We start from the raw sequence: 20,998 nt of genomic DNA on the forward strand, positions 1-20,998 counted from the left end.
CTCAACTTTACTCGTAATATGTTAGTACGCTTAATTAACTATCAATTTAGCAAACATTCGAAATGAAATCAATCTATTTATTTAATTTTCTAACAATAAAAACATATCACTAACAACGAATTGAAAACGCAAACAAAAAAATATTGACTTTTCTTTTTAATTATCTGAAAATTATAACAAGATTTCACATCACGGAATACATTCCATAATACGGAAAAACATCAAACGTTATTCTATCAACTACGAAAGTGAGGAAAACAATGGCGCAAGTAAGCAATACAAACAATGAATTAAAACGTACGATGAAAAGTAGACACTTATTCATGATTGCACTCGGTGGTGTGATTGGAACCGGGTTATTTAACGGATCTGGCTTTATTATAAGTCAGGCTGGACCTGGTGGATCCGTACTTGCCTTTATTGCTGGTGGATTATTAATGTATTTCGTTATGCTATGTCTTGGTGAACTTGCTGTAGCCATGCCTGTTTCAGGTTCTTTTCAGGAATATGCTACTAAATTCATCAATCCTGCAACTGGCTTTACAATCGGATGGTTGTATTGGTTAAGCTGGGCGAATACGACCGGTCTTGAATTTACAACTGCCGGTATTACAATGCAGCGCTGGTTTCCTGATATTCCTGTTTGGGTTTGGTGTTTAATATTTGGCGTTACCATCTTCACTATTAACGCATTATCTGCTCGTAGTTATGCAGAAACAGAATTTTGGTTTTCAAGTATAAAAGTATCTGCCATTATAGCTTTTATAATTCTTGGTGGCGCCGCTATGTTCGGTTTTATTGATTTAAAAGGCGATGAACCAGCTCCACTTCTTTCAAATTTCGTAAATCATGGTGGTTTATTTCCGAATGGACTTGCAGCTATTCTATTAACAATGGTTACAGTCAATTATTCCTTCCAAGGTACAGAGCTTGTCGGAATCGCAGCAGGTGAAAGTGAAGATCCAGCAAAAACTTTACCTCGTTCTATTAGAAATATTATATGGCGCACAATGTTTTTCTTCGTCTTAGCAATCTTTGTTCTTGTTGCTTTAATTCCTTGGGAAGAAGCTGGATTAACAAAGAGTCCATTCGTTGCTGTTTTTGATAATATCGGTATTCCATATGCAGCTGATATTATGAACTTTGTTATTCTTACTGCTGTTCTTTCTGTCGCAAACTCAGGACTATACGCTGCTACTCGAATGCTTTGGTCTTTATCAAAAAACGAAATGGCTCCAGCATTTTTAAAGAAATTATCATCACGTGGGATTCCTCTCAACGCTTTAATCATGACAATAGCTATTTCTGCTTTTTCTCTTTTGACAAGTGTAGTAGCTGCTGAAACTGTTTACTTGTGGCTCATTTCAATTTCCGGAGTCATTACCATTATTGTTTGGATGTCAATTTGTGTTTCTCAATTCTTTTTCCGCAAACATTATTTAGCAGACGGCGGAAAATTAGAAGACTTAAAATTTAAAACGCCACTTTATCCACTCGTACCAATTCTTGGTTTTGGATTGTATGGCATTATATTAATCAGTCTTATTTTTATCCCAGAACAACGACTTGGAATCTATTGCACTGTCCCATTTATCATCTTTTGCTACACTTACTATCACTTTAAAGTTAAGAAAAGAAATTCTACTAACACTCATAGTGAAACTAAAATTAGCGAGACTTCGTAATATTTGACTATACATAAAAGACTACACATGGCGTTTCACTTCATGTGTGGTCTTTTTTCATCATTTTAATATGATTTCATCTGAATTTAATGAATATATCCCCTTTCCTACAAAAGTAGTAGAGTGTTCATTTAAACACTTACTACCTCAGTGGGATTTATCACATTTCAATATAATAGCAAATAGGTATATCGGATATAGATGTACATTACTAGGCTTATACATATTTCAACTTTAGAATTATATTCACTATTCAATTGGTAGTTACCAATAAAGAAAGAAAGGAATGATCATAATAATACAGAACATATACGAAACTCATTTACATGTAAGAAATTTAGAGAAGGCAATAAATTTCTATCAAAACAAGCTAGGATTAACGTTAGCAAGAAAACTCTCCAAAAGAAGAGTGGCTTTCTTTTGGGTCGGAGAAAATAAACAACAAATGCTTGGACTATGGGAAGTACATAACATTGAAGACTTTGAGCCGAGACATTTTGCTTTTGGTGTAAATTTAGAGTTTTTAATGACTTCTAAAGCGTGGTTAGAGGAACGTGGAATAGCAGTGATAGGAAGTCAAGGAACAGGAAATCAAGAGCCAATTGTCCAAAGGTGGGTGCCTGCTGCAAGTGTATACTTTCTAGATTGTGATGGAAACAAATTAGAATTCATTTCTATGCTACATGAGAATCCAGATGAATTAGAATATGCGTCCTATTTAAGTGTATGGAATGCGGAACACCAAGAAAAATGAATGGAATTTTCGTTCAAGTCTTTTCTTATTTTTGGATATAATGTTGTACGATCCCCCCTTTTACTATGAATTTGTTAACATAATGCATTTACTGTCATCTTATATTTGTACTTACGTACGAGCAATTCCTAATCTGCTTCAATTACAATTTGAATTATGTAAATTTTCCTCTTATCTGGCATCTACTCTTTAAACACAAACTCCCCTTAAATCGAAAATGATTAAGGGGAGTTTTATATACGATGCAATTATAGTTCAGATTTCACTCGAACAGAAACATTATTTTTAATTATATTTTTGACATCTTTAAAGCTAACAAAATTGTTACTTTTCTCATCCCAAAGACGGAAACGTAGTGATTGTAAGCTTGTAGCAAGCGTAATCGTTGGTACATTTTTTAACGGAAGCGTATTATTGTGTGCCTCTTCTAGTTTATAGTTAGGTACCCTTGGGCTTAAATGGTGAACATGATGGAATCCAATATTACCAGTTAAGAATTGCAAAATTTTAGGAAGCTTATAAAAAGAACTTCCTTCCACTGCCGCTTTCACATATTCCCAATCTTTATCCTCTTCAAAATAAGAATCCTCAAATGTGTGCTGTACGTAAAACAGCCAAATCCCTACTGAACCTGCTATTAAGAATATAGTACCATGTACTAACAGAAACGATTGCCACCCAATTGCCCAGCAAAGTATAGCTACTACAGCAACAATTATAATATTCGTCAAATAAGTATTCATACGTTCTTTCTGCCTTGCACCTTTTCGGTTAAATCTATTTTTAAGCAAGAAAACATAAATCGGACCTAATCCAAACATAACGAATGGATTGCGATATAAGCGATATGCTAAACGAAGTCTAAATGGTGCAGCTACATATTCATCAACTGTAAGCGTCCAAATATCCCCTGTACCCCTCTTATCCAAATTACCACTCGTAGCGTGGTGAATAGAATGTTCATGCCCCCACTGATCAAATGGGAATAATGTTAAAACACCCATACACGTTCCAACTATTCTATTTGCACGTCGACTTTTAAAGAACGAATAATGGGTGCAATCATGAAAAATAATGAAAATTCTTGTCATAAATCCAGCGGCTAACAGTGCTGGAACTAATGTTAACCAATAAGAAACTGACAAACTTTTATAAGCAAGGTACCATAAAATAATAAATGGCACGATTGTGTTGATCAGTTGCCAAACACTTTTTTTAATCGTTGATTTTTCAAAAGGAGCAACTTGTTTTTTTAAATTTTTAGTATTTTCTAAGGTCATTGTTCTAATTCCTTTCCTTTTTGTTGCTAATTCATATTATAGCACACTATTAGTATCAGGTGTTAAAAGTAGCTATAATAAATATTATATACTATGAAAATCTCTTTTTTCTTACTCATTACTTACAAATTACTTACGCCCAAAATAGCTTCTATAATTGGACAGGCGGAGTATTTTATTTATAAAAGAAACTTCGAATTTTTCCAATAAGTACATAAAAAAACAGCAAGTTTTTTCACAAGAAGAAAAAAGCTGCGATAAGTCAGTTTCACCGACTTATCGCAGCTCCTCTTCGTTTTACCTTATTTTATCGATGAAGCCACACTGCACCTGCAGACTTGTCTTCAGCTTGGCCTACCACTTCAAACTTCAGTCCTAGTTTCGGTAACTTACGTCCTGCATCAGGAATAATGCTGTTGATGTATTGCTTAGAATCATCAAATTTTGCCACTCCTGGTAATCCTTTATAATCGAAGATACCGCGAGTTGGTGAATTTACTTTCCATGCTGGTGTTTGATCAAATGAGAATGCCGCATCGGCAATTTGGTAACGCGTACTGCTCTTCACAGTAGGTTGTCCGTTTAATGTCCCTACAATTGCCTCTGGATGAGAATCTACTACTCCTAAGAACCCTTCACCTGGATGAACGCCTACCCAGTTATCTGTAAAGCTTTGATCCGCATACCATACAACCATTCCTGTATTAAATACTGGGCCACGTGCATGTTGTAACGCAGTGTCAGAACCAGCGTAATTTCTCCACTCTACATAGTAATTATGTTTTTTCTGTTCAAATCCGTTAGACACAGTAAAGCCTTTTAACGTCATTGCTGGCTGACCTTCTGCATCATCAGAGAAAACAACTTTTCCATCTACAGTTAATGCTGCATTATCTAACGCAAACCCTTTATAAGCTACTGCAATATCTGTTAAGTACTCAAATTGCAGTTTTACTTTTTTTCCTTTGAATTGGCTTAAATCGTATGATTTATCAACCCACTTACCATCAGTTGTATCCGCGCCGCCTTTTACATCTTTTTCGCCCATTCTATCAATGCGTGTCTTCGTTCCATCTTCTGCAATCGCATATACGTCAAGGAAATCATACTTCGCTTCAAGTTCGTAAAATGCCTTATAATCGAACTTAGCATCCTTTGCATTTGTTAAGTCAAATACTGGTGTCTCAAGTGTTGTATGAATGTCATTTCCTTTTGTACTGTAATAGAACTTCTTACCAAACGCTGATTCGATATTTTTTATATCTTTGTCCGGCAAGTTAACACGAACGATTCCAGGTCGTTTAGATTTTGTAGTACTTTGATCTACATATGTCGCAACACCGATTCCTTTGCTAAGTTTGTCATAATCTACTTCAAGGATATTCGCCCAGTTCCCCTTCATATTCTTTTGGAAAAATTCTTTATTTTGTGGTGAGAAACTCGTTGGCTCTGTTCCTGCAATTTTTCCAGCCCAGCTACCACCACTCATAATAGACCATGACTCAACAGGTTCACCTTGTCCTGAGTACTTTGTATCATATTCATCTGGTAAGCCTAAATCATGGCCATACTCATGTGCAAACACACCAACTGCCCCGTCTTCAGGCTCGATTGTATAATCATATGCAGCCATCTTTCCGCCCCAGTTCGAAACAGAAGATTTCGTGCCATCAATTGCATATGGTTTTGAACCTAGTTTTGAACGATGTGACCAAATCGCATCATCTTTCAATTTACCGCCGCCAGCTTCTTGACCAACGCCAGCATGTACAACCATTAAATGATCAATAATGCCATCTGGCTCATTTTTATTTCCATCACCATCTTGATCGTATTGATCAAATTGGTCATAGTCTGCTAAATTGATTCCTTTTGCTACCGCTGCTTTTAATGCTTCTTTCACAAAATCTTTTGGTCCTAAAGGCCCCTTGTTATCATGCCCAGTACCCGCATCAGCACCATAATCTGATGCTTTTCCTGGAACAGTAAGCCATTCTGTTACAGTCCCATCAACTGTGTAGCTACCACCAGATTGTTCTTCATAATATTGCTTAAATGTGTTAATCTTCGATCCATCAAATAAAGTAAATGGTTCATCACCAAATAACATTTTTTGATAATGTTCACGATTAAAGTCTTTAGAATACATGTATCCTGGCTCTTGATCAATATTGTTATGCTTAAAATCGCTAAATTCTACAAGTAAAACAAGTACTTTATCTTTTCGAACAGCTCCATTGTATTCTTCTTGCTTCGCTGATGTAGTAGGTACTTTTCCATTTAATTTCCCAGGGTTCAATGCTGCACCTTGTCCAGCTACTGGGCCTACTTCAGGCTGCTGCGCCTGTTCATTTTCCTTCATTTTTGCATCTTTTACTTTTTTCATAAAATCAGAAGCTTCTTGCGTAAGACTATCTCCTGTTAAAATTTCTTTCCCAGGGTTTTCCCCTTTCTTTTTCTCAACATATTTTTCGACAGCCTTTGACGTCTCAGCTTGCGATGCAGATTGACCAATTACCCCCCGTTGTTTTAGCGCTTCAGCCAAGCGCTCCTCCGGTATTAAGTGCTCATCTATTGGTAGAGATGATGTTGGTGTCTCAGCATGCGCTGCGTGACCTCCAAAAGCAAACGTACTACTTAGTACTGCTGCTGTTGTTAATACCGCTAATGGTTTTAATTTCTTTTTCTTTTTCAATGTATTTCCTCCCCAGTGTCTGCAAATTATCGTTTTTTGCCGATAACAACATAATATTCGTTATAATACGAATATTCAATCTTTTTCAACAAATAAAATGTTGAGAAATATTTTTTATGAAGGGTGAAATACATACAATAGAAAAACAAACTCACCTATAAATAACAGTGAACTTTTTTAGTAAAAATAAGAATTAAATATTCTATACTATTTAATCTATAGGTTACCATATTACTCACTATTCTCATTATTACAAGCTAATAGTGGTTCGTACATCATTATAGCGTGATTCTCTGTTACATATTGATCTTCTATTAACTGTTTCTGTAGATTATATACTTTACGTTGAATCACATTATGTCGTATATAACCGCCCCAGTATGCAGGTTGAATTGAGTGTTCTTTCTCATACACTTCATATTGATAAAGTTGCGGATAGACTGTTCTCCATTCACCAACTAAATGTTCATCTGTCATATAAAGGTGAAGTTGATACGGTTGGTCCGTTTCATTTTTAATTTGTAAATCCAAATAGTTATAAGAACAAGTCGCCCCACTCCCAAACGGTTGAGTTCGCCTAGAATCAGGAAAGACATCAAAGCTATGACGATATCGTTCGGTTACTGTCAGTGGTGTATGTAAAGTCATCCAATATATTAAATTCGAAAGCTGACAAAGACCTCCTCCAATACCTGTTTGAAAAGATCCGTAGTGTAATACCATACCTTCTACATACCCTTTTTTCTTCGTTGGCTTACCTATTAAACGCCAGTAAGAAAATGTTTCTCCCGGTCTAATGACGATATCATTTAGTTTTTTAACAGCAATTTTCAAATTAACAACCTTATTCTGTTGATACCACATATCTACATCTTTGAGCTTACGAAGTAATATCGTTTGGTGCTGAATTGCTGTACAAGGTAGCTTTTCTTGTTGGAACCTTTTTGCATATGTTTTTCCGTCTGCTAACCACTGAATGTACCTCTTTGTAGAGTAATACCACTTCCCTAGCATAATGCGATACTTAGACCGCTGTTTAGGACGTAAGTGCACTATATTCATTTTATTCCCTCTCTCTTTCTTCAACTAAATTCTAATATATTTCTAATTCAATAAACTACAGTTTTCTTAGCTGCATAATAATTTTCGCAAAAAAAATAATAAATTTACTCTAGTGGAGATTTTATTTTGATGATTGCTTTATAATTATATAAAACTGCGCTGAAATACAATAAATTGAAATAAATACATTATAAATATAACGGATAACCTTAAATAAAAAATAATGAAAATTAAAGAAATTCTAAAGTATTAATATATTTTTCGTAAATATTAATTGATAACACATTAGACTTTACTATATGTATAAATTCTCTATTCTACAAAACGAAATTTTTTAATGTAAGAAAAAATATAACTCCCCTTTCACATTTATACAAGTCTCATCTGGAAAACTTTCCAAAACAATCCGAACCCTTATATTTAGAATAAACACAAAAAATTGCCACCAGTTAGCTTAACTGGTTGGCAATTTTTTAACGAGAATGCTCTACAAATAGTTGAATTGCTTCTTCTGGTACATAGCACTTTCCATTACTCTCTACAATAATACTTTTTAATTCATACCCTTTACCATTGATACGAATTATATTTTTGTTACCAAATAATTGTGCTTCTACTTTATTATGTTTTACTACGAGTAACGGGTTTGCTCCTTCGGTTTTGTCGGCTGTTACAGTTGCACCGATTTTCTTAAAGGCTTGTTCACTCTCTAAAAATATTTTATTCGTTACTTCTTCTAAGTTAAAGCCCATCGCTTTCGCCATCGTCTTCGCAATGTCTGTATTTTGGATTAAGCCTTCTGGTTTTTGAGGTCCATAAGAATGTAAGAATACATCCTCACCTGTATGTCCTCCTGTCGTAAAGCCGATATTTGCACGATTAGCCAATAATGTAGTAAGAATTCGTCCTACATCCATTTTCTTTTTTGCCGCTTTTAATTTTTCTTTTTCATCATGAGTTAGATTATCCAAACCGTATAGTTTAGCTACATCTTCTACATTTGATAAATCAGATTTCAGTTTATTTATAGTTCCTTCAAGTGTCATTTTCGCCTTTTTCAATGGATCAATGTATGCAGAAACCGGTGTAGTATTGTATCCTTTTGTCGTATTCCTATTCCCTATAGAGATGCCGCTGTTACCATGATCAGTTAAAGCGATGAGCATCGTATCCCCATCTTTCTTCGCAAATTGTAACGCCTTTGCTACCGCTTCATCAAATGCCAATATATCACTAATCATCCCAATTGGATCATTAGCATGGGCTGCCCAATCAGGCTTACTACCTTCTATGAATAAAAAGAAGCCATCTTTATCTTTTGATAATGTTTGAATTGCTTTTTCTGTCATTTGAGAAAGTGTTGGTTGTTCTGGGTTTATTGCTATACGATCCATATCAAACGCAAGAGCATGATGTGAGAAAGAGCCCCAAATTTTATTAGATTTGGAGTTCAATAACGCATCTTTCGTTTCAACGAAATCGTATCCTTTGTCCTGAATCACCTTCACTAAATTTTCACCATCTTTTCGGATTCCATTACTTTGCATAGGTAGCAGCGCTGCTTTTCCCCCGCCTAATACGACATCTATATTTTGATATACTTGCTGCTTCGCAATTACGTCAAATTGCTTGCGATTGACATGGTGAGCCGAGAATCCCGCCGGAGTAGCATGCTGAATTTCAGATGTAGCAACAATTCCAGTTGCACGACCAGTACGTTTTGCCCCCTCTAATACGTTTGCGACCGGCCGTAACTTGTCCTCTTCTTTTATTGGCTCTAAGCTAGGCGAACTTACAATAGAAGGTAATACACCTACATATCCTGAATTTGATTTATTTCCAGTTGCTAATGCTGTTGCTGCTGGCGCTGAGTCTGTAATAGCTGATTCCGCCGAAAACGTACGAACTCCTCCTGTTACAATTTGATCTAACGTAAGCGGTGCCCCTTTATACCAGCGAGCCAATGTTGTCGCCGTTGAACTCGTTCCGTCCATAACCATCATAATTATATTTTTAGGCTGGTGTTCTATTTTTTTCACCTTAGCTTTGGCCGCATGATAATTCATCATACTTTCCGTACTTAATACGCTTACTATTATAGCTGCCACTAATAGCAACTTTTTCATCTTCACACCATAATTCAACATGATTGTTCCTCCATAAACTTTGCATTCATTTTAAATACACACTATTTCCTTTTCCATACCAAAACCTACATATGTTTTATTAGTTCCCAATTCTCATAAAGCTAACAATAGTTACTTTCCCTTTCTTTCCTTTATTAAATATCGGTATGTATCATCTATCTTATAAAAAAGATTTAACATCCTTTTCATTAATTACTTGTTTAACAATAAATCCTCGATCAAAATAAATAAAAATTTATTGTTAAACAATAAATTTCGTGTTAAATTAATAAGATATTAAATAAATGAGGTGCTTTTTATGAAACAAGGATCCACACTCTTTTTAAAGACCGTTGTGATTCTGATCGGAATCCCCGTTCTTGCTATGTGCATTTTTTTAGTCCCTAAAATAGGAGCTTTCGCTGCAGAATTATATCCAGATATTGCATATATTAAATATCTTGTATTTATCAATTTATATGCAACAGCAATACCTTATTACTTCGCACTGTACCAAACATTTAAGCTTTTAAACTATATTGATAAAAATAAAGCATTCTCAGAGTTATCTGTTCAAGCTTTAAAAAATATTAAGTACAGCGCATTGGCAATTAGTGTATTATATGTATTAAGTATGCCACTTTTCTATCTCGTGGCAGAGAGAGATGACGCCCCTGGCATTATTATTATCGGAATGATTATGATTTTTGCTTCAATGGTAATCGCGGTCTTTGCTGCCGTTCTCCAAAGACTATTAAAAGATGCTATAGATATAAAAGCAGAAAATGATTTAACGGTCTGAGGTGAATAATATGGCAATTATTATTAATATTGATGTAATGTTAGCGAAAAGAAAAATGAGTGTAACAGAGCTTTCGGAGAAGGTTGGAATTACAATGGCTAACCTTTCTATCTTGAAAAATGGAAAAGCAAAAGCAGTCCGTTTTTCAACTTTAGAAGCAATATGTAAAGCATTAGAATGCCAACCGGGGGATATTTTAGAATATCAACCTGAAGATACCGAGTAAAAAGAGTCCTTCATACGAGAAGGACTCTTTTTATTACACATTACGGTGCAAAACTAATTTGACCAGTAAACAATAGGATAATTGCTATGATCCAAAATATAAAAAATGATGAGGACAGTATTAATGAAAGAATAGCAATTCCCTTCTTCTCTGTTCTTTTCGTCATTGTGATTATTGAAAGTATGATACCTACACCTGTCAGGGCAATTGTAATATAATCTCCAACTATATTACCTGCATTGGCTATCCTTGTTGGCGTTATAAAAACGAATAGAAAACACAAAATGCCGATGAGTAAAGATACATAGCTTATTATACTGTACTTCTTTTTAGGAACTATTTCAGTTTTCATACTAACCCCACCCCTTCTATATAGCTATGAATTCATATTAACATGAATAACCATAATTTGGTTAAAATATAAAAAAGATAAAGTAGACGCTATCACTTTATCTTTCGGTTTATTTCTATCTAACAATTAACCTGGCTACTTCCTTAATAAAGATGGACAATCATTCTTTAACCTCTAGTAATTATTATATACAGAAAATAAAGTGAAACTTTAATCAGTGGAGGTTTTGTTCACCCTCCACTGATTATTAGTTGAACCAATCGGGCTACCCGTTAATGCGGAATAAAATGAAAGAGTTCTAAAAAATAAAGACTGTACCTTTAAAATGAAAGATACAGTCTTTATTAATAACTTTTTTTATAAAGAAAACTCTCTATCAATCACTACCTTAAAAAACTCCGAGTATTGTAATAAAGAATAATCCACTACATCACAATTACCTTGAAACATACATGTTGAAATACCTAATTCTTTTGCGGGTATTAAATCTAACTCTCTATCTCCAATAGCTAAATCAATATTATGTTTTTTATGTAAATGATTATAAGCTAAAGAGTTGGGCTTTCGGGGAAAGCCATCGTCAATTGTAACCATATCTACAAAGTACTTTTCCCAGCCGTAATATTTTAAAATGTCCATAACCCCAGCCCTATGTTTATGGGTCATAATCACATTTTTATCTGCAAATTTCAAAACCTCTTCGACACCTGCAAAAGGTTTCATATCTTTTGGCGTGAATTTCCCCTTCAAAACTTTAATCTTTTCTTCCTGCTCACATGAAATATTATAATACTGAATTGCATGAGAGTATGATATTTTTAAGTTTTTGTATATTTCTTGTTTTTCTACTGAATCACCTAATATTTCAGAAAGCATCATTGTATATGCAGGATACGTATCAAATAACGTCCCATCAAAATCCCATAAAATATTCATTCTATTCACCTTCTATTTTCAAATCATTCAATGACTAAATCCGCCCTATCCCTCGGCAATTCCGTTTTTAAGTAATAATCCTCTGCTTTCCAATACCTATTTTCAAACTTTGAAAGGTTTTTCTGCGTTTTTTCACTCTCACGTAGAAACCTTGTCTCTCTTGGACAGTCCAAATAGACCATATAATGAAAAAAATCTCTCCATTCTTTTCGCTGCAGAAAAACTCCTTCAATAACAATTACGCCTACAATAGGAATCTGTACTTTTTCCATTTCACATATATCTGTTTCTTCATGAAAGAAAGGTAATTTCAATTTTGTTTCATGTTGTAGCTTTTGAAAAAATTTCCGCCTTAGCCATTCAATGTCCCATTGTAAATAATAATACTCATACCATTCTTCATATCCAGTATGATATCGTTTATTACGCTCCACTATATGATCATCAATATGGAAAATACGAAACGAAATGCCTTCTTGTTTCATATTTTCTTTTAAATTGGCTACGAATGTTGTTTTTCCAGATCGACTTAAACCATCTATACCTAAAATGAATCTATTTTCCCTATGCTTCTTCATAATCGTTATAAGTTCGTTTGTACTCATTACTTCTTCCACTCTTCTTTTAATAAAGAATATAAAATGGTATCATGAGCAACTCCATTTTGAATCATATGTTTTCGAAGGAATCCTTCTTCTTGAAATCCTGCTTTTATTAATAACTTTTGAGAAGCATTATTTTCTACATATACAATCGCTGCAATTCTTATTAGTTGCAGTATTTCAAATCCGTAAGCTAAAATTGCTTGTAATGCTTCCAATGCATATCCTTGTCCCCAATATGTATCATCTAATTCATAACCAATTTCAGCTCGTTTATGATGATTATTAATTAAATGAAATCCGCACGTTCCGATTAATTGGCCCGTCCCTTTTTTCTCGACTCCCCAGCGAAATACACTGCCCTCTTCATAACGATTTTTGAACGTTTGAATCGTTGTTTTCGCTTGCTCAATATTTTGGAAAGAATCCATTCCGAAATAACGTATAACTGATTCTTTCGAAAAATATTGGAACATCGTTTCTGCATCTAATAGTGTAAGTTCTCTTAAGAATAAACGTTCTGTTTCTAGTTTCGGAAATCCCATCTCTCTTTCTCCCTCTATTCTAATGAACTGCAAATTTCAATATAATTTCCATCTGGATCAGCAATGTAGGCAATTGTTTGTCCCCACGGTTTTACAATTGGCTCCACTAAAATTTTAATACCTTGCTCTCTAAATTGCTCAATCGTTTCTTGTACATTCTCAACAACGAATCCTAACTCGAAATGAGAAGACTGTAATTCACCTTCTGTAAGCGGTAGTCCTGTTAATTCTTTCACATCTTGCCGCGTATTCATCGCTAAAATGGTAGTTCCAGTATTAAATTCAATATATGTGCCGTGCTCTGCTTTTATAGGTAACTGTAAAATATCTTTATAGAACTTTAAACATTCCTCAAACTTTTCTACATATAAAATGATGTACTTCATTTTCAAATTCATTTTACATCCCCCTTTGTATCTATCCCTAAAATTTCGACAAAAGTCTCATAAAAACCTTGTTCCTTGTAGTAATGAGCAAAAAAAAATGAGGCCGATTTCTCGGCCCCCCAGCTTATTGGCATAAAACAGGAGATTTGGTTTGGACATAACCAGTTCGTACTTTTATTATATTTTATTTTTTCTGAATTTTAAATACATTAAACACCTATTTATATTGAGAAAGTTTTTTGCTTGCATAAAATTAAAGATTTTAAGAAATGATACAAATGGAGGTGTATACATATGGAACCAATGCTATGTCCAAGTTGTAAAACGAACCGTACTCGCTTTAATATTCTTGAGCAACAAGTAAAACCAGTCAAAATAAATCCACAAACTGGTCAAGTGGAAGAAGAATACACAAATGAAACGATGAATGCTTTTCATATGGCTTATCAAGGACCTACATACCGTGTCCAATGTGCTGTATGCGGACTTGTTGAAAACCCTGAACAATTTATTAAACCTGCGCAAAATCAGTCTTTCTAATAAAAATATGATTATCCCTTGTAGAAATAGATTTTTCTATAAGGGATTTTTTCGTTTAATACGTTAATTAAAAATGTATTTCTTCCTTATTATATGTTAAATTCCACACCATTTTAGTAATATTTATATAAGGGAGGTGAAACAAATGATTTTAAATAAAAAGATAATGCTTCCATCAACATTTCTACTATTAACTTGTCACATAATCATCTTTTACTTTTGGATTTCCGATTGGAAGAAAATCTCGAGTTCTTACGGTTTAGCTATATGGATACTTTCTACTATTTGTGGTCTTTTACTTTATTTCCTTTATAAAAAACAAAAATCTAATAAAGTGATATTCATTGCTAGTTCGTTATTATTAATTACTTCTTCATTTATGATTTTTTTAGGTATTGTTACTGGTATCATCTTTGTAACTGTTAGTTCTATGCCTTAAATATACAATATTTTATTATATAAAAAATACCCAACAAAACAAGGATATATAGAAATTAAAGAAGATGATTTCCATTCAATATACAACCATCTTCTTTAATAAACCCAATCTTTGTTACAATATTTCATTTTTTAACTTTTTAATCTTCCAATATACATTAATAAATATATACAAATACATACAACCTATAAATCCTATCATGCCTTTAAATATATAAGGAATTCTAGATTCTGATGGTCCAAGAAAACATAAGTAAAGCGCTGGCATTATTGTTACAAACATAATTACAAAAAACTGTAACAACTCAGTAAGTTTTTGTATCCTCGTTTCCTTCTCTGAATATATATCAGGTAACTCATTTACCTCTTCTACTTCTTTACAAAAGTAATTCCACTTCGCAAAACTCGTTACATGTTTCCAGCCACACATTTCATATATTTGGATATATTCTTTTTGTTTTTCTGTCGAATCTTTATACTCTAATCTAAAGTCTGCTTTATATACTACATCTTTCGGCTCAGTTTTCTTAAACGTATACATTACGTTATACTTTTGTAACGCCCAGCCTTGTTGATGCATTTTACGTAAATACGCTTCTTCTTTTTCTAAGCTCCATACTGCGAAAGGTTTGAATATCTTCTTTGTCTCCATCTCTCATTCACTCCCCTAATATACTATTTCCATTCCTTACAGATCTCTGCAATCTGTTATACTCGAGCTCTAACACTTCTCTCCCAAACGGCGTTAACTCATAGCACTTCTTTCTGTCTGTAGAGGCAACTTCAACAATTAACTTCTCTTTTAGTAATTTCGTCGTATTTCCATATAAAGTACCAGGGCCGAGCTTTACTTCCCCATTTGTCATCTCTTCTACCATTTGCATAATTCCGTAGCCATGCAACGGCTTCACGAGTGACAATAATATGTAATATGTCGCCTCAGTTAACGGAATATATTTTTGCGCCTTCGCATTCATTATAATTACCTCCGATACATCGATATATGATATATCGACTCACGATACATCGTATATCGATATTGTATAATTATATTCCAAAATATGCAAGAGTAATTTAATAATTAAATATCCATTTCTTTGAATTAAAAAATCATACCAATTTTCTGAATAATTTGTTAAAATATAGAAATATTAGCTCTTTTATAATGAAAGGAATGGTACATATGATAAATAAATTGAAAGAAAACATCGGATCTGTGTTTGTTGGTAAAGAAAATGTTATTGATCTACTGCTCGTTTCACTTCTTGCTGATGGACATGTACTACTCGAAGACGTGCCTGGTACTGGGAAAACGTTACTGGCGAAAACCATTTCAAAAAGTATTGGTGGTAGTTTTTCTCGCGTTCAATTTACCCCTGATGTACTTCCAAGTGATGTAACAGGTATTGAATACTTCAACCCAAAAACAAGCGAATTCGAATTAAGAATTGGACCAGTTATGACAAACATTTTGCTAGCAGATGAAATTAACCGTGCAATGCCGAGAACGCAGTCGAGTTTGTTAGAAGCGATGGAAGAACGACAAGTGACGCTGGAGAAGCAGTCAACTCCTCTTCCGAAACCGTTCTTTGTTATTGCGACGCAAAACCCAATTGAATCACAAGGGACTTTCCCTCTTCCAGATGCACAGCTTGATCGCTTTTTAATGACGATTTCAATCGGTCATCCAACTCCTAAAGATGAGTTACAAATGATGCGACGTTTTCGGAACGATTTACCATTAGAAAGTGTCACATCTGTCATCTCATTAGAAGATATTTTAGAAGCTCAAAAACGAGTAAAAGAAATATTTGTTTCGGAACCGTTAGAACATTACATTATTAAACTTGCTCATGCTACAAGAAATCATGATTATATCGCTAACGGTGTAAGCCCACGTGCCACATTAGCTTTAGTACGTGCTGTTCAAGCTTTAGCATTTTTACGCGGGAGAGAATATTGCACACCAGAAGATATACAATTGTTAGTTCCTTCTGTTTGGAATCACCGTATCGTCTTATCAATGGAAGGTGCCCTGCGTACGACAAAGAATGATATTATGCAAAGTATTTTAAAAGAAGTTGACGTACCTGTGGAGATTGAACAAGCATGAATGGACAGCGTGTTGTAACTGTGCCTTTATTTTTTCAACTCCATATTATTCAACTAACCGTTCCAATCGCATTACTTTTCACATTCTTTTTCCCGCAACGAATGCTTATGTTTCTCTTTTTCTTCTATTATTTATTTGCGATTTTTATTTATAAATATGTCGCTTTCATAGAGAAGAAGTTTCAAATCATAAATGAGAAACAAACTACACGGATTTTTCCTGAGGAATCTGGACAGTTTTTTATTCATTTAAAAAATGGAGCCAGCATACCAATCGTTAATGGTGTTTGTTACTTTCATTTAAATTCGTCCCTTATACCGCATAAAGAGCAAGGCATTGAACAAATATCAAAAACGTTATTCTCTTTCCCATTTTCACAACCTGCACATTCGGCACAAAAATGGGGGTTAACATTAACCGCCACGAAGCGTGGTGTGTTTCAAATTGAACAATTTGAATGTGTATTAAAAGATCCATTTCATCTATTAACTGTACATTTACCTGTTTTTGATAAATTAAGGACTGAAATTATTGTGTATCCTTCTCCTAAAGAAGTAGCAGGTTTGCAAGAACTTCAGCAACTTTTGAATGGATCTTATCGAACGAATTTTTCTTTTTACAATGATGAAACATCTATTATCGGTGTAAAGCGATATGAGCGTGAGTCTTTCCGCTCTATTCATTGGAAGGCATCTGCTAAAATGCAACAATTACAGGCGAAGCAATATGAACCTGTAAAAAATTATAGTTGGACGATTTGTCTTTCTTTAGCTGCCGATCGTGGATTTGGTTGGAAAGATAATGTAGAAGAACTTATTTCATATGCAACATACATTTTCCAGTATGCAACGAAGCACCACATTCCGTTTGAATTGTTTATTAGTGTATTAGCAGAAGGCGGTGCATTACATGTACCGTTAAATGAAGGACAAACACAATATGCAAAAGCTTTAGAAGAATTAGCCCGTATTTCAGATGATAGTACGTTACTTCCGAAACAAGGATTCCTTCATTATGTAAAGAGAAAAAGAGAACGATCGTCTACAATGATATACATTGGTTTACAAAGAAATGAACTCCCTCTTCTCTCGCAGCCAACGTTTCTCATTACTAGTGAAGGGATGGTGGAACCAGTTGAAAACTTGGCTATATCACATTCATGATTTCATTCTGCTCCTTCTGCTTTCATTATTAACAGAAAGAGATGAACTAATTAGTATTGCAATATTTTTAACAACAGGCTATATTGGAGTATTTCTTATTCATAAATTTATGCAAAAAAAAACAACAGGATTTGTAATACTTTTAGTTCTTCAAATCGTTCTTTTCTCTTTATTTTTACCTTTTTCTCTATTTGGCACAATCATATTACCACTATTTTTCTTTATCGTACATGTGGTCGGACCTGGATATCCAGTTCAAAAATCTTTAGGTGGTATTGTATGGTTTTTCGTTTCAGCTATATTTTATGCACCCTTTCCACCGTTGTGGAAACTATTAATGTTAGCCTTGCATCTTATGATTACATTTTGGTTAACCGGGGCCAATCGCAAACAACAACTATTACGTTTTTCTTCTATCATTACGATTGGCTTAATGAGTATATTAATTGTTCAAGTATTTCCTTTCATTCGACTTATTTTTGGTTTTATAACGGAAGTAGTCGCATTAGGCGTCGGCTATGCTTTAATGCCATTAATTAAAGCAGCGGAATTAAAAGATACTGAAGATGTTTGGGCAAATAAAGGACATCTCTTAAAACCAAAAATTGAAGACGGAAAAAAAATTCCTGATTTTGATCCAATACTCATAAATAGCACTACAATAATAGTCTGTACAGCTATCGCTATTTACGTCGTTTGGAAAATAGTAAAAAAACGAAAACATTTAAGTTTACCAAATATGCCCGCCTTCGAATCTACTATCATTACTGATAAAGAAGGAATGAGCCAAAATCGTTTTAAACGAAATAAACCGCCACATAACGAAATTCGGAAGGAAATTTTCAAGCTAGAGAGTAAGTTAACCCCTCCTTTAAATAGAAAACGGGGAGAAACTGTTGAAATTTGGCTAGAAAGAATAAACGATGAAGAAGATGTAAATATTCAAAGTGCTATTATTATAGATGCTTATAATACGGTGCGTTATTCAAATAGTGCAAACACTGTACTTCTACATGAATTTAAGGAAGAGATTCATAAGCTTTATGCATATCAAAAAAGTTTGAAGAAACGAAAGAAATAACGTAACAAAAAGACTCCTATATTCATAGGAGTCTTTTTGTACTTCTACGTTGCTTTTTAAATGGAAGCATTCTTCCCTGCTTCAATTTCTAATGACTCTTCATGCCACCAAAGTGTTTCTTCAGGGTCTTCTTTAGCGATTTGGTGTGCTTCTTTTTTCGTTTCTACTGTAGGATATGAACCTTTTAGCGCACGCCCTGAAGTTGTAACGAATAGTACACTAAATACAACTAATCCAATAATACTTACACCTGCTAAATAAAATGCCGGTGCGAGCGGGTTACCAGTTGCATGAACTAAGTATGAACATACAAGCGGTGTTGTTCCACCGAATATCGATACAGAAATATTAAATGAGATCGAAAGTGCTCGATAACGTACATCAGTGAAAAAGAGTGATGGTAATAATGAAGGTAATGTTCCTTCATATACACTTAAGAAGAAACCTAGTACGAAAATACCTGCAAATATAGCTGCAATATGTCCGTTACCTATTAGTAAAAATGCTGGAATTGCAAATACAGTTAAACCAAGTAAACCAATTTGCACAACGCGTTTATTACCAATTTTATCACTTAATTTACCGAAATATAGTGCTAGTGGAATCATAAGTGCCATCGTAATAGAAATAATTAATAAGCCTGTTGTTTCTTCGACTTTAAGTACTTGAGTTAGATAAGAAGGAATATACGAAAGAATCATATAATTTGTAATATTAAAGAAGGCGACAATTACTGTGCTTAATAAGAAGTCTTTTTTGTGATATTTAATAATATCCATGAATGAAAATTGTTCATTGTCTTCAGATTCCTCTTGTGCTTTTTCCATCTCTTCAAAGATTGGAGATTCATCTAGATGACGGCGTAAGTATAAACCGACCAAACCAATTGGTGCAGCTATTAAGAACGGAATACGCCATCCCCAGCTGAGCATTTGCTCATCTGTTAACAATAACGTCAAAATGGTAACAATTACCGATGCAGCAATGTAACCTGAGAGTGTTCCAATTTCAAGACCACTACCGAGTATACCACGCTTTTTATCTGGAGAAGATTCTGCGATATAAACCATTGCTCCTGAATATTCGCCGCCTGTAGAGAAGCCTTGAATCATTCGGGCAACTAAAAGTAGTATTGGTGCCCATACACCAATTTGTTCATAGGTTGGTAGTAATGCGATGAATAATGTAGAAAGTGCCATTAAAATAATAGTAGTACTTAACACGATTTTTCGGCCGTACTTATCTCCTATTCTACCAAAGAATACACCTCCGATTGGTCGAACGAGAAAGGCTGCTGCAAATGTACCGAATGTAAGTACAAGTTGCAATCCACTATTATCAACACCAGAGAAGAATAATTGACTTAAAATTACCGCTAAATACGCGTATAATCCGAAGTCAAACCACTCCATTGCGTTCCCTATACCAGTAGCAATTACTGCTTTCCTGGCTTGTTTAGGATTAACAATATTAACGTCTTGAGGTTCAAAATTTAAATCATTATTTTGTTGCATATAATAAAACAGCTCCTTATTTAATTTAACTTCTTTAAGCACACCTTCTCTTATTGAATAAAATTAATTCGAAGCACTTAAGGAAAAGCAACGTCTCCTTATCTGTTATTATTATTTCACATAATTAATTATTTGTCCAATTAAATGCTCTTTTTATATAAAATTAAACCCTGTTTAACTTGTTATAGAATGACGTTCAGCTTATATAACACATACCTTTACACTACAAATGAAATTTTAATTTATTTATATCTATACGTTTCTGTAATTGCTTCCTTTAACCTAGAAATTAGTAACTTTTACTAAAGATTTGCATATATTTAAAAAGTGAACTCATTAGCTCGAATTTTGTCTTATTACATTCAACTATAGTATTATTATAGATTTAAAGGAGGCTATTTTATGTTGGAAATAATACTTTTACTTGCTACTGTTTCTTTTCTCTTCATTATTTCTGGATTTTTCATTACCTTAAAACAATATAAAGAAATAAAAAATATAAAGACTATAATAACTACAAAAAAAGAAAATGAGAAAACTACATCCAAAAACTCAATCCCTATGCAATTAGACCTGAGCGTTCTCAATAATTTACTCGCGTCTGGAATAAATAAAGGTTCCAATTCAAGTAATGAAAATTCTAAGTCTGATAAAACTAAATAGTCGTTACGTATATAATAAAATATATATCTCCTATT

Annotated in this window: 22 protein-coding genes; 10 read left to right on the forward strand and 12 right to left on the reverse strand. The window is 34.0% G+C overall.

Annotated features, from left to right (window positions below; all coding sequences use genetic code 11):
- The first annotated feature begins 260 nt into the window (after positions 1 to 260).
- Together GD442_RS14020 and GD442_RS14025 are read left to right on the forward strand one after the other, a co-directional pair.
- Positions 261 to 1,685 carry an amino acid permease gene (locus GD442_RS14020; RefSeq protein WP_000079991.1) on the forward strand — a complete coding sequence of 475 codons (1,425 nt, stop codon included), beginning with the start codon at positions 261 to 263 and terminating at the stop codon, positions 1,683 to 1,685.
- A gap of 295 nt (positions 1,686 to 1,980) precedes the next feature.
- Complete coding sequence (locus tag GD442_RS14025; protein ID WP_031312742.1) at positions 1,981 to 2,439, forward strand: VOC family protein; 459 nt, start codon at positions 1,981 to 1,983, stop codon at positions 2,437 to 2,439.
- 248 nt (positions 2,440 to 2,687) lie between these two features.
- Here the strand turns inward: GD442_RS14025 and desA are convergent, their stop codons facing one another.
- From desA to GD442_RS14045, 4 genes are all read right to left on the reverse strand, one after another.
- Positions 2,688 to 3,719: a Delta(5) desaturase DesA gene (gene desA, locus GD442_RS14030; RefSeq protein ID WP_000171504.1), complete on the reverse strand. Its 1,032-nt coding sequence runs from the start codon at positions 3,717 to 3,719 to the stop codon at positions 2,688 to 2,690.
- 307 nt (positions 3,720 to 4,026) lie between these two features.
- Positions 4,027 to 6,414, reverse strand: a complete 2,388-nt coding sequence (locus tag GD442_RS14035) for an immune inhibitor A domain-containing protein (protein ID WP_159365109.1) — start codon at positions 6,412 to 6,414, stop codon at positions 4,027 to 4,029.
- 231 nt (positions 6,415 to 6,645) lie between these two features.
- A complete protein-coding gene (locus GD442_RS14040; protein WP_001028241.1) occupies positions 6,646 to 7,476 on the reverse strand; it encodes a VanW family protein in 831 nt (276 codons plus the stop codon).
- Positions 7,477 to 7,949: 473 nt separating this feature from the next.
- Positions 7,950 to 9,623 carry an alkaline phosphatase gene (locus GD442_RS14045; RefSeq protein WP_000935913.1) on the reverse strand — a complete coding sequence of 558 codons (1,674 nt, stop codon included), beginning with the start codon at positions 9,621 to 9,623 and terminating at the stop codon, positions 7,950 to 7,952.
- Between the two features lie 298 nt (positions 9,624 to 9,921).
- Here GD442_RS14045 and GD442_RS14050 point away from each other — a divergent pair, with 298 nt between their 5' ends.
- Positions 9,922 to 10,404, forward strand: a complete 483-nt coding sequence (locus GD442_RS14050; RefSeq protein WP_000809112.1) for a DUF2975 domain-containing protein — start codon at positions 9,922 to 9,924, stop codon at positions 10,402 to 10,404.
- Positions 10,405 to 10,414: 10 nt separating this feature from the next.
- A complete protein-coding gene (locus GD442_RS14055) occupies positions 10,415 to 10,630 on the forward strand; it encodes a helix-turn-helix domain-containing protein (RefSeq protein ID WP_000974619.1) in 216 nt (71 codons plus the stop codon).
- 40 nt (positions 10,631 to 10,670) lie between these two features.
- Here the strand turns inward: GD442_RS14055 and GD442_RS14060 are convergent, their stop codons facing one another.
- The 5 genes from GD442_RS14060 to GD442_RS14080 form a co-directional block, all read right to left on the reverse strand.
- Positions 10,671 to 10,982, reverse strand: a complete 312-nt coding sequence (locus GD442_RS14060; protein ID WP_000845558.1) for a hypothetical protein — start codon at positions 10,980 to 10,982, stop codon at positions 10,671 to 10,673.
- A 357-nt stretch (positions 10,983 to 11,339) separates the two neighbouring features.
- Positions 11,340 to 11,918, reverse strand: coding sequence for an HAD-IA family hydrolase (locus GD442_RS14065; RefSeq protein WP_001024240.1), 579 nt, complete (start codon positions 11,916 to 11,918; stop codon positions 11,340 to 11,342).
- Positions 11,919 to 11,941: 23 nt separating this feature from the next.
- Positions 11,942 to 12,523: a kinase gene (locus tag GD442_RS14070; protein ID WP_000106115.1), complete on the reverse strand. Its 582-nt coding sequence runs from the start codon at positions 12,521 to 12,523 to the stop codon at positions 11,942 to 11,944.
- Positions 12,523 to 13,065 carry a GNAT family N-acetyltransferase gene (locus tag GD442_RS14075; RefSeq protein WP_000506640.1) on the reverse strand — a complete coding sequence of 181 codons (543 nt, stop codon included), beginning with the start codon at positions 13,063 to 13,065 and terminating at the stop codon, positions 12,523 to 12,525. The genes GD442_RS14070 and GD442_RS14075 overlap by 1 nt, the downstream gene beginning before the upstream one ends.
- A 14-nt stretch (positions 13,066 to 13,079) precedes the next feature.
- The gene (locus GD442_RS14080) at positions 13,080 to 13,463 is read right to left on the reverse strand and encodes a glyoxalase/bleomycin resistance/dioxygenase family protein (RefSeq protein ID WP_001049849.1); all 384 of its coding nucleotides are present in this window, start codon (positions 13,461 to 13,463) and stop codon (positions 13,080 to 13,082) included.
- A 282-nt stretch (positions 13,464 to 13,745) separates the two neighbouring features.
- Between GD442_RS14080 and GD442_RS14085 the strand changes: the two genes are divergently transcribed.
- Together GD442_RS14085 and GD442_RS14090 are read left to right on the forward strand one after the other, a co-directional pair.
- Positions 13,746 to 13,991, forward strand: a complete 246-nt coding sequence (locus GD442_RS14085; RefSeq protein ID WP_000433602.1) for a hypothetical protein — start codon at positions 13,746 to 13,748, stop codon at positions 13,989 to 13,991.
- 145 nt (positions 13,992 to 14,136) lie between these two features.
- Positions 14,137 to 14,430 (forward strand): hypothetical protein, encoded by a 294-nt coding sequence (locus GD442_RS14090; RefSeq protein WP_000602672.1) that lies wholly within the window; start codon positions 14,137 to 14,139, stop codon positions 14,428 to 14,430.
- 114 nt (positions 14,431 to 14,544) lie between these two features.
- Here GD442_RS14090 and GD442_RS14095 read toward each other — a convergent pair whose 3' ends face one another.
- Positions 14,545 to 15,081 carry a DUF2812 domain-containing protein gene (locus GD442_RS14095; protein WP_000448313.1) on the reverse strand — a complete coding sequence of 179 codons (537 nt, stop codon included), beginning with the start codon at positions 15,079 to 15,081 and terminating at the stop codon, positions 14,545 to 14,547.
- A 7-nt stretch (positions 15,082 to 15,088) separates the two neighbouring features.
- The gene (locus tag GD442_RS14100; protein ID WP_000991882.1) at positions 15,089 to 15,406 is read right to left on the reverse strand and encodes a PadR family transcriptional regulator; all 318 of its coding nucleotides are present in this window, start codon (positions 15,404 to 15,406) and stop codon (positions 15,089 to 15,091) included.
- Positions 15,407 to 15,612: 206 nt separating this feature from the next.
- On the opposite strand from GD442_RS14100, the gene GD442_RS14105 reads away from it, so the two are divergent.
- From GD442_RS14105 to GD442_RS14115, 3 genes are read left to right on the forward strand one after another with little or no spacing between them, the layout of a single operon-like run.
- Complete coding sequence (locus tag GD442_RS14105) at positions 15,613 to 16,542, forward strand: AAA family ATPase (protein ID WP_000608784.1); 930 nt, start codon at positions 15,613 to 15,615, stop codon at positions 16,540 to 16,542.
- Positions 16,539 to 17,705, forward strand: coding sequence for a DUF58 domain-containing protein (locus tag GD442_RS14110; RefSeq protein ID WP_001014398.1), 1,167 nt, complete (start codon positions 16,539 to 16,541; stop codon positions 17,703 to 17,705). The genes GD442_RS14105 and GD442_RS14110 overlap by 4 nt, the downstream gene beginning before the upstream one ends.
- Positions 17,677 to 18,786: a DUF4018 domain-containing protein gene (locus tag GD442_RS14115; protein WP_000860479.1), complete on the forward strand. Its 1,110-nt coding sequence runs from the start codon at positions 17,677 to 17,679 to the stop codon at positions 18,784 to 18,786. The genes GD442_RS14110 and GD442_RS14115 overlap by 29 nt, the downstream gene beginning before the upstream one ends.
- Positions 18,787 to 18,842: 56 nt before the next feature.
- On the opposite strand, the gene GD442_RS14120 is transcribed toward GD442_RS14115, so the two are convergent.
- A complete protein-coding gene (locus GD442_RS14120; RefSeq protein WP_001186926.1) occupies positions 18,843 to 20,300 on the reverse strand; it encodes an MFS transporter in 1,458 nt (485 codons plus the stop codon).
- 402 nt (positions 20,301 to 20,702) lie between these two features.
- Between GD442_RS14120 and GD442_RS14125 the strand changes: the two genes are divergently transcribed.
- Entirely contained in the window at positions 20,703 to 20,963 is a 261-nt protein-coding gene (locus GD442_RS14125; RefSeq protein ID WP_000889738.1) for a hypothetical protein, read from the forward strand.
- The last annotated feature ends 35 nt before the right edge of the window (positions 20,964 to 20,998 follow it).

It is taken from the genome of Bacillus sp. A260 (assembly GCF_009861435.1).
GTDB classification, from domain to species: Bacteria; Bacillota; Bacilli; order Bacillales; family Bacillaceae_G; genus Bacillus_A; species Bacillus_A cereus.

Bases quoted from the DNA above. Each gene is read 5' to 3' on its own strand.
- GD442_RS14020 (WP_000079991.1), top strand. From the start codon at position 261: ATGGCGCAAGTAAGCAATACAAACAATGAATTAAAACGTACGATGAAA.
- desA (WP_000171504.1), bottom strand. From the start codon at position 3,719: ATGACCTTAGAAAATACTAAAAATTTAAAAAAACAAGTTGCTCCTTTT.
- GD442_RS14040 (WP_001028241.1), bottom strand. From the start codon at position 7,476: ATGAATATAGTGCACTTACGTCCTAAACAGCGGTCTAAGTATCGCATT.
- GD442_RS14045 (WP_000935913.1), bottom strand. From the start codon at position 9,623: ATGTTGAATTATGGTGTGAAGATGAAAAAGTTGCTATTAGTGGCAGCT.
- GD442_RS14050 (WP_000809112.1), top strand. From the start codon at position 9,922: ATGAAACAAGGATCCACACTCTTTTTAAAGACCGTTGTGATTCTGATC.
- GD442_RS14055 (WP_000974619.1), top strand. From the start codon at position 10,415: ATGGCAATTATTATTAATATTGATGTAATGTTAGCGAAAAGAAAAATG.
- GD442_RS14060 (WP_000845558.1), bottom strand. From the start codon at position 10,982: ATGAAAACTGAAATAGTTCCTAAAAAGAAGTACAGTATAATAAGCTAT.
- GD442_RS14065 (WP_001024240.1), bottom strand. From the start codon at position 11,918: ATGAATATTTTATGGGATTTTGATGGGACGTTATTTGATACGTATCCT.
- GD442_RS14070 (WP_000106115.1), bottom strand. From the start codon at position 12,523: ATGAGTACAAACGAACTTATAACGATTATGAAGAAGCATAGGGAAAAT.
- GD442_RS14075 (WP_000506640.1), bottom strand. From the start codon at position 13,065: ATGGGATTTCCGAAACTAGAAACAGAACGTTTATTCTTAAGAGAACTT.
- GD442_RS14080 (WP_001049849.1), bottom strand. From the start codon at position 13,463: ATGAATTTGAAAATGAAGTACATCATTTTATATGTAGAAAAGTTTGAG.
- GD442_RS14085 (WP_000433602.1), top strand. From the start codon at position 13,746: ATGGAACCAATGCTATGTCCAAGTTGTAAAACGAACCGTACTCGCTTT.
- GD442_RS14090 (WP_000602672.1), top strand. From the start codon at position 14,137: ATGATTTTAAATAAAAAGATAATGCTTCCATCAACATTTCTACTATTA.
- GD442_RS14095 (WP_000448313.1), bottom strand. From the start codon at position 15,081: ATGGAGACAAAGAAGATATTCAAACCTTTCGCAGTATGGAGCTTAGAA.
- GD442_RS14100 (WP_000991882.1), bottom strand. From the start codon at position 15,406: ATGAATGCGAAGGCGCAAAAATATATTCCGTTAACTGAGGCGACATAT.
- GD442_RS14105 (WP_000608784.1), top strand. From the start codon at position 15,613: ATGATAAATAAATTGAAAGAAAACATCGGATCTGTGTTTGTTGGTAAA.
- GD442_RS14110 (WP_001014398.1), top strand. From the start codon at position 16,539: ATGAATGGACAGCGTGTTGTAACTGTGCCTTTATTTTTTCAACTCCAT.
- GD442_RS14120 (WP_001186926.1), bottom strand. From the start codon at position 20,300: ATGCAACAAAATAATGATTTAAATTTTGAACCTCAAGACGTTAATATT.
- GD442_RS14125 (WP_000889738.1), top strand. From the start codon at position 20,703: ATGTTGGAAATAATACTTTTACTTGCTACTGTTTCTTTTCTCTTCATT.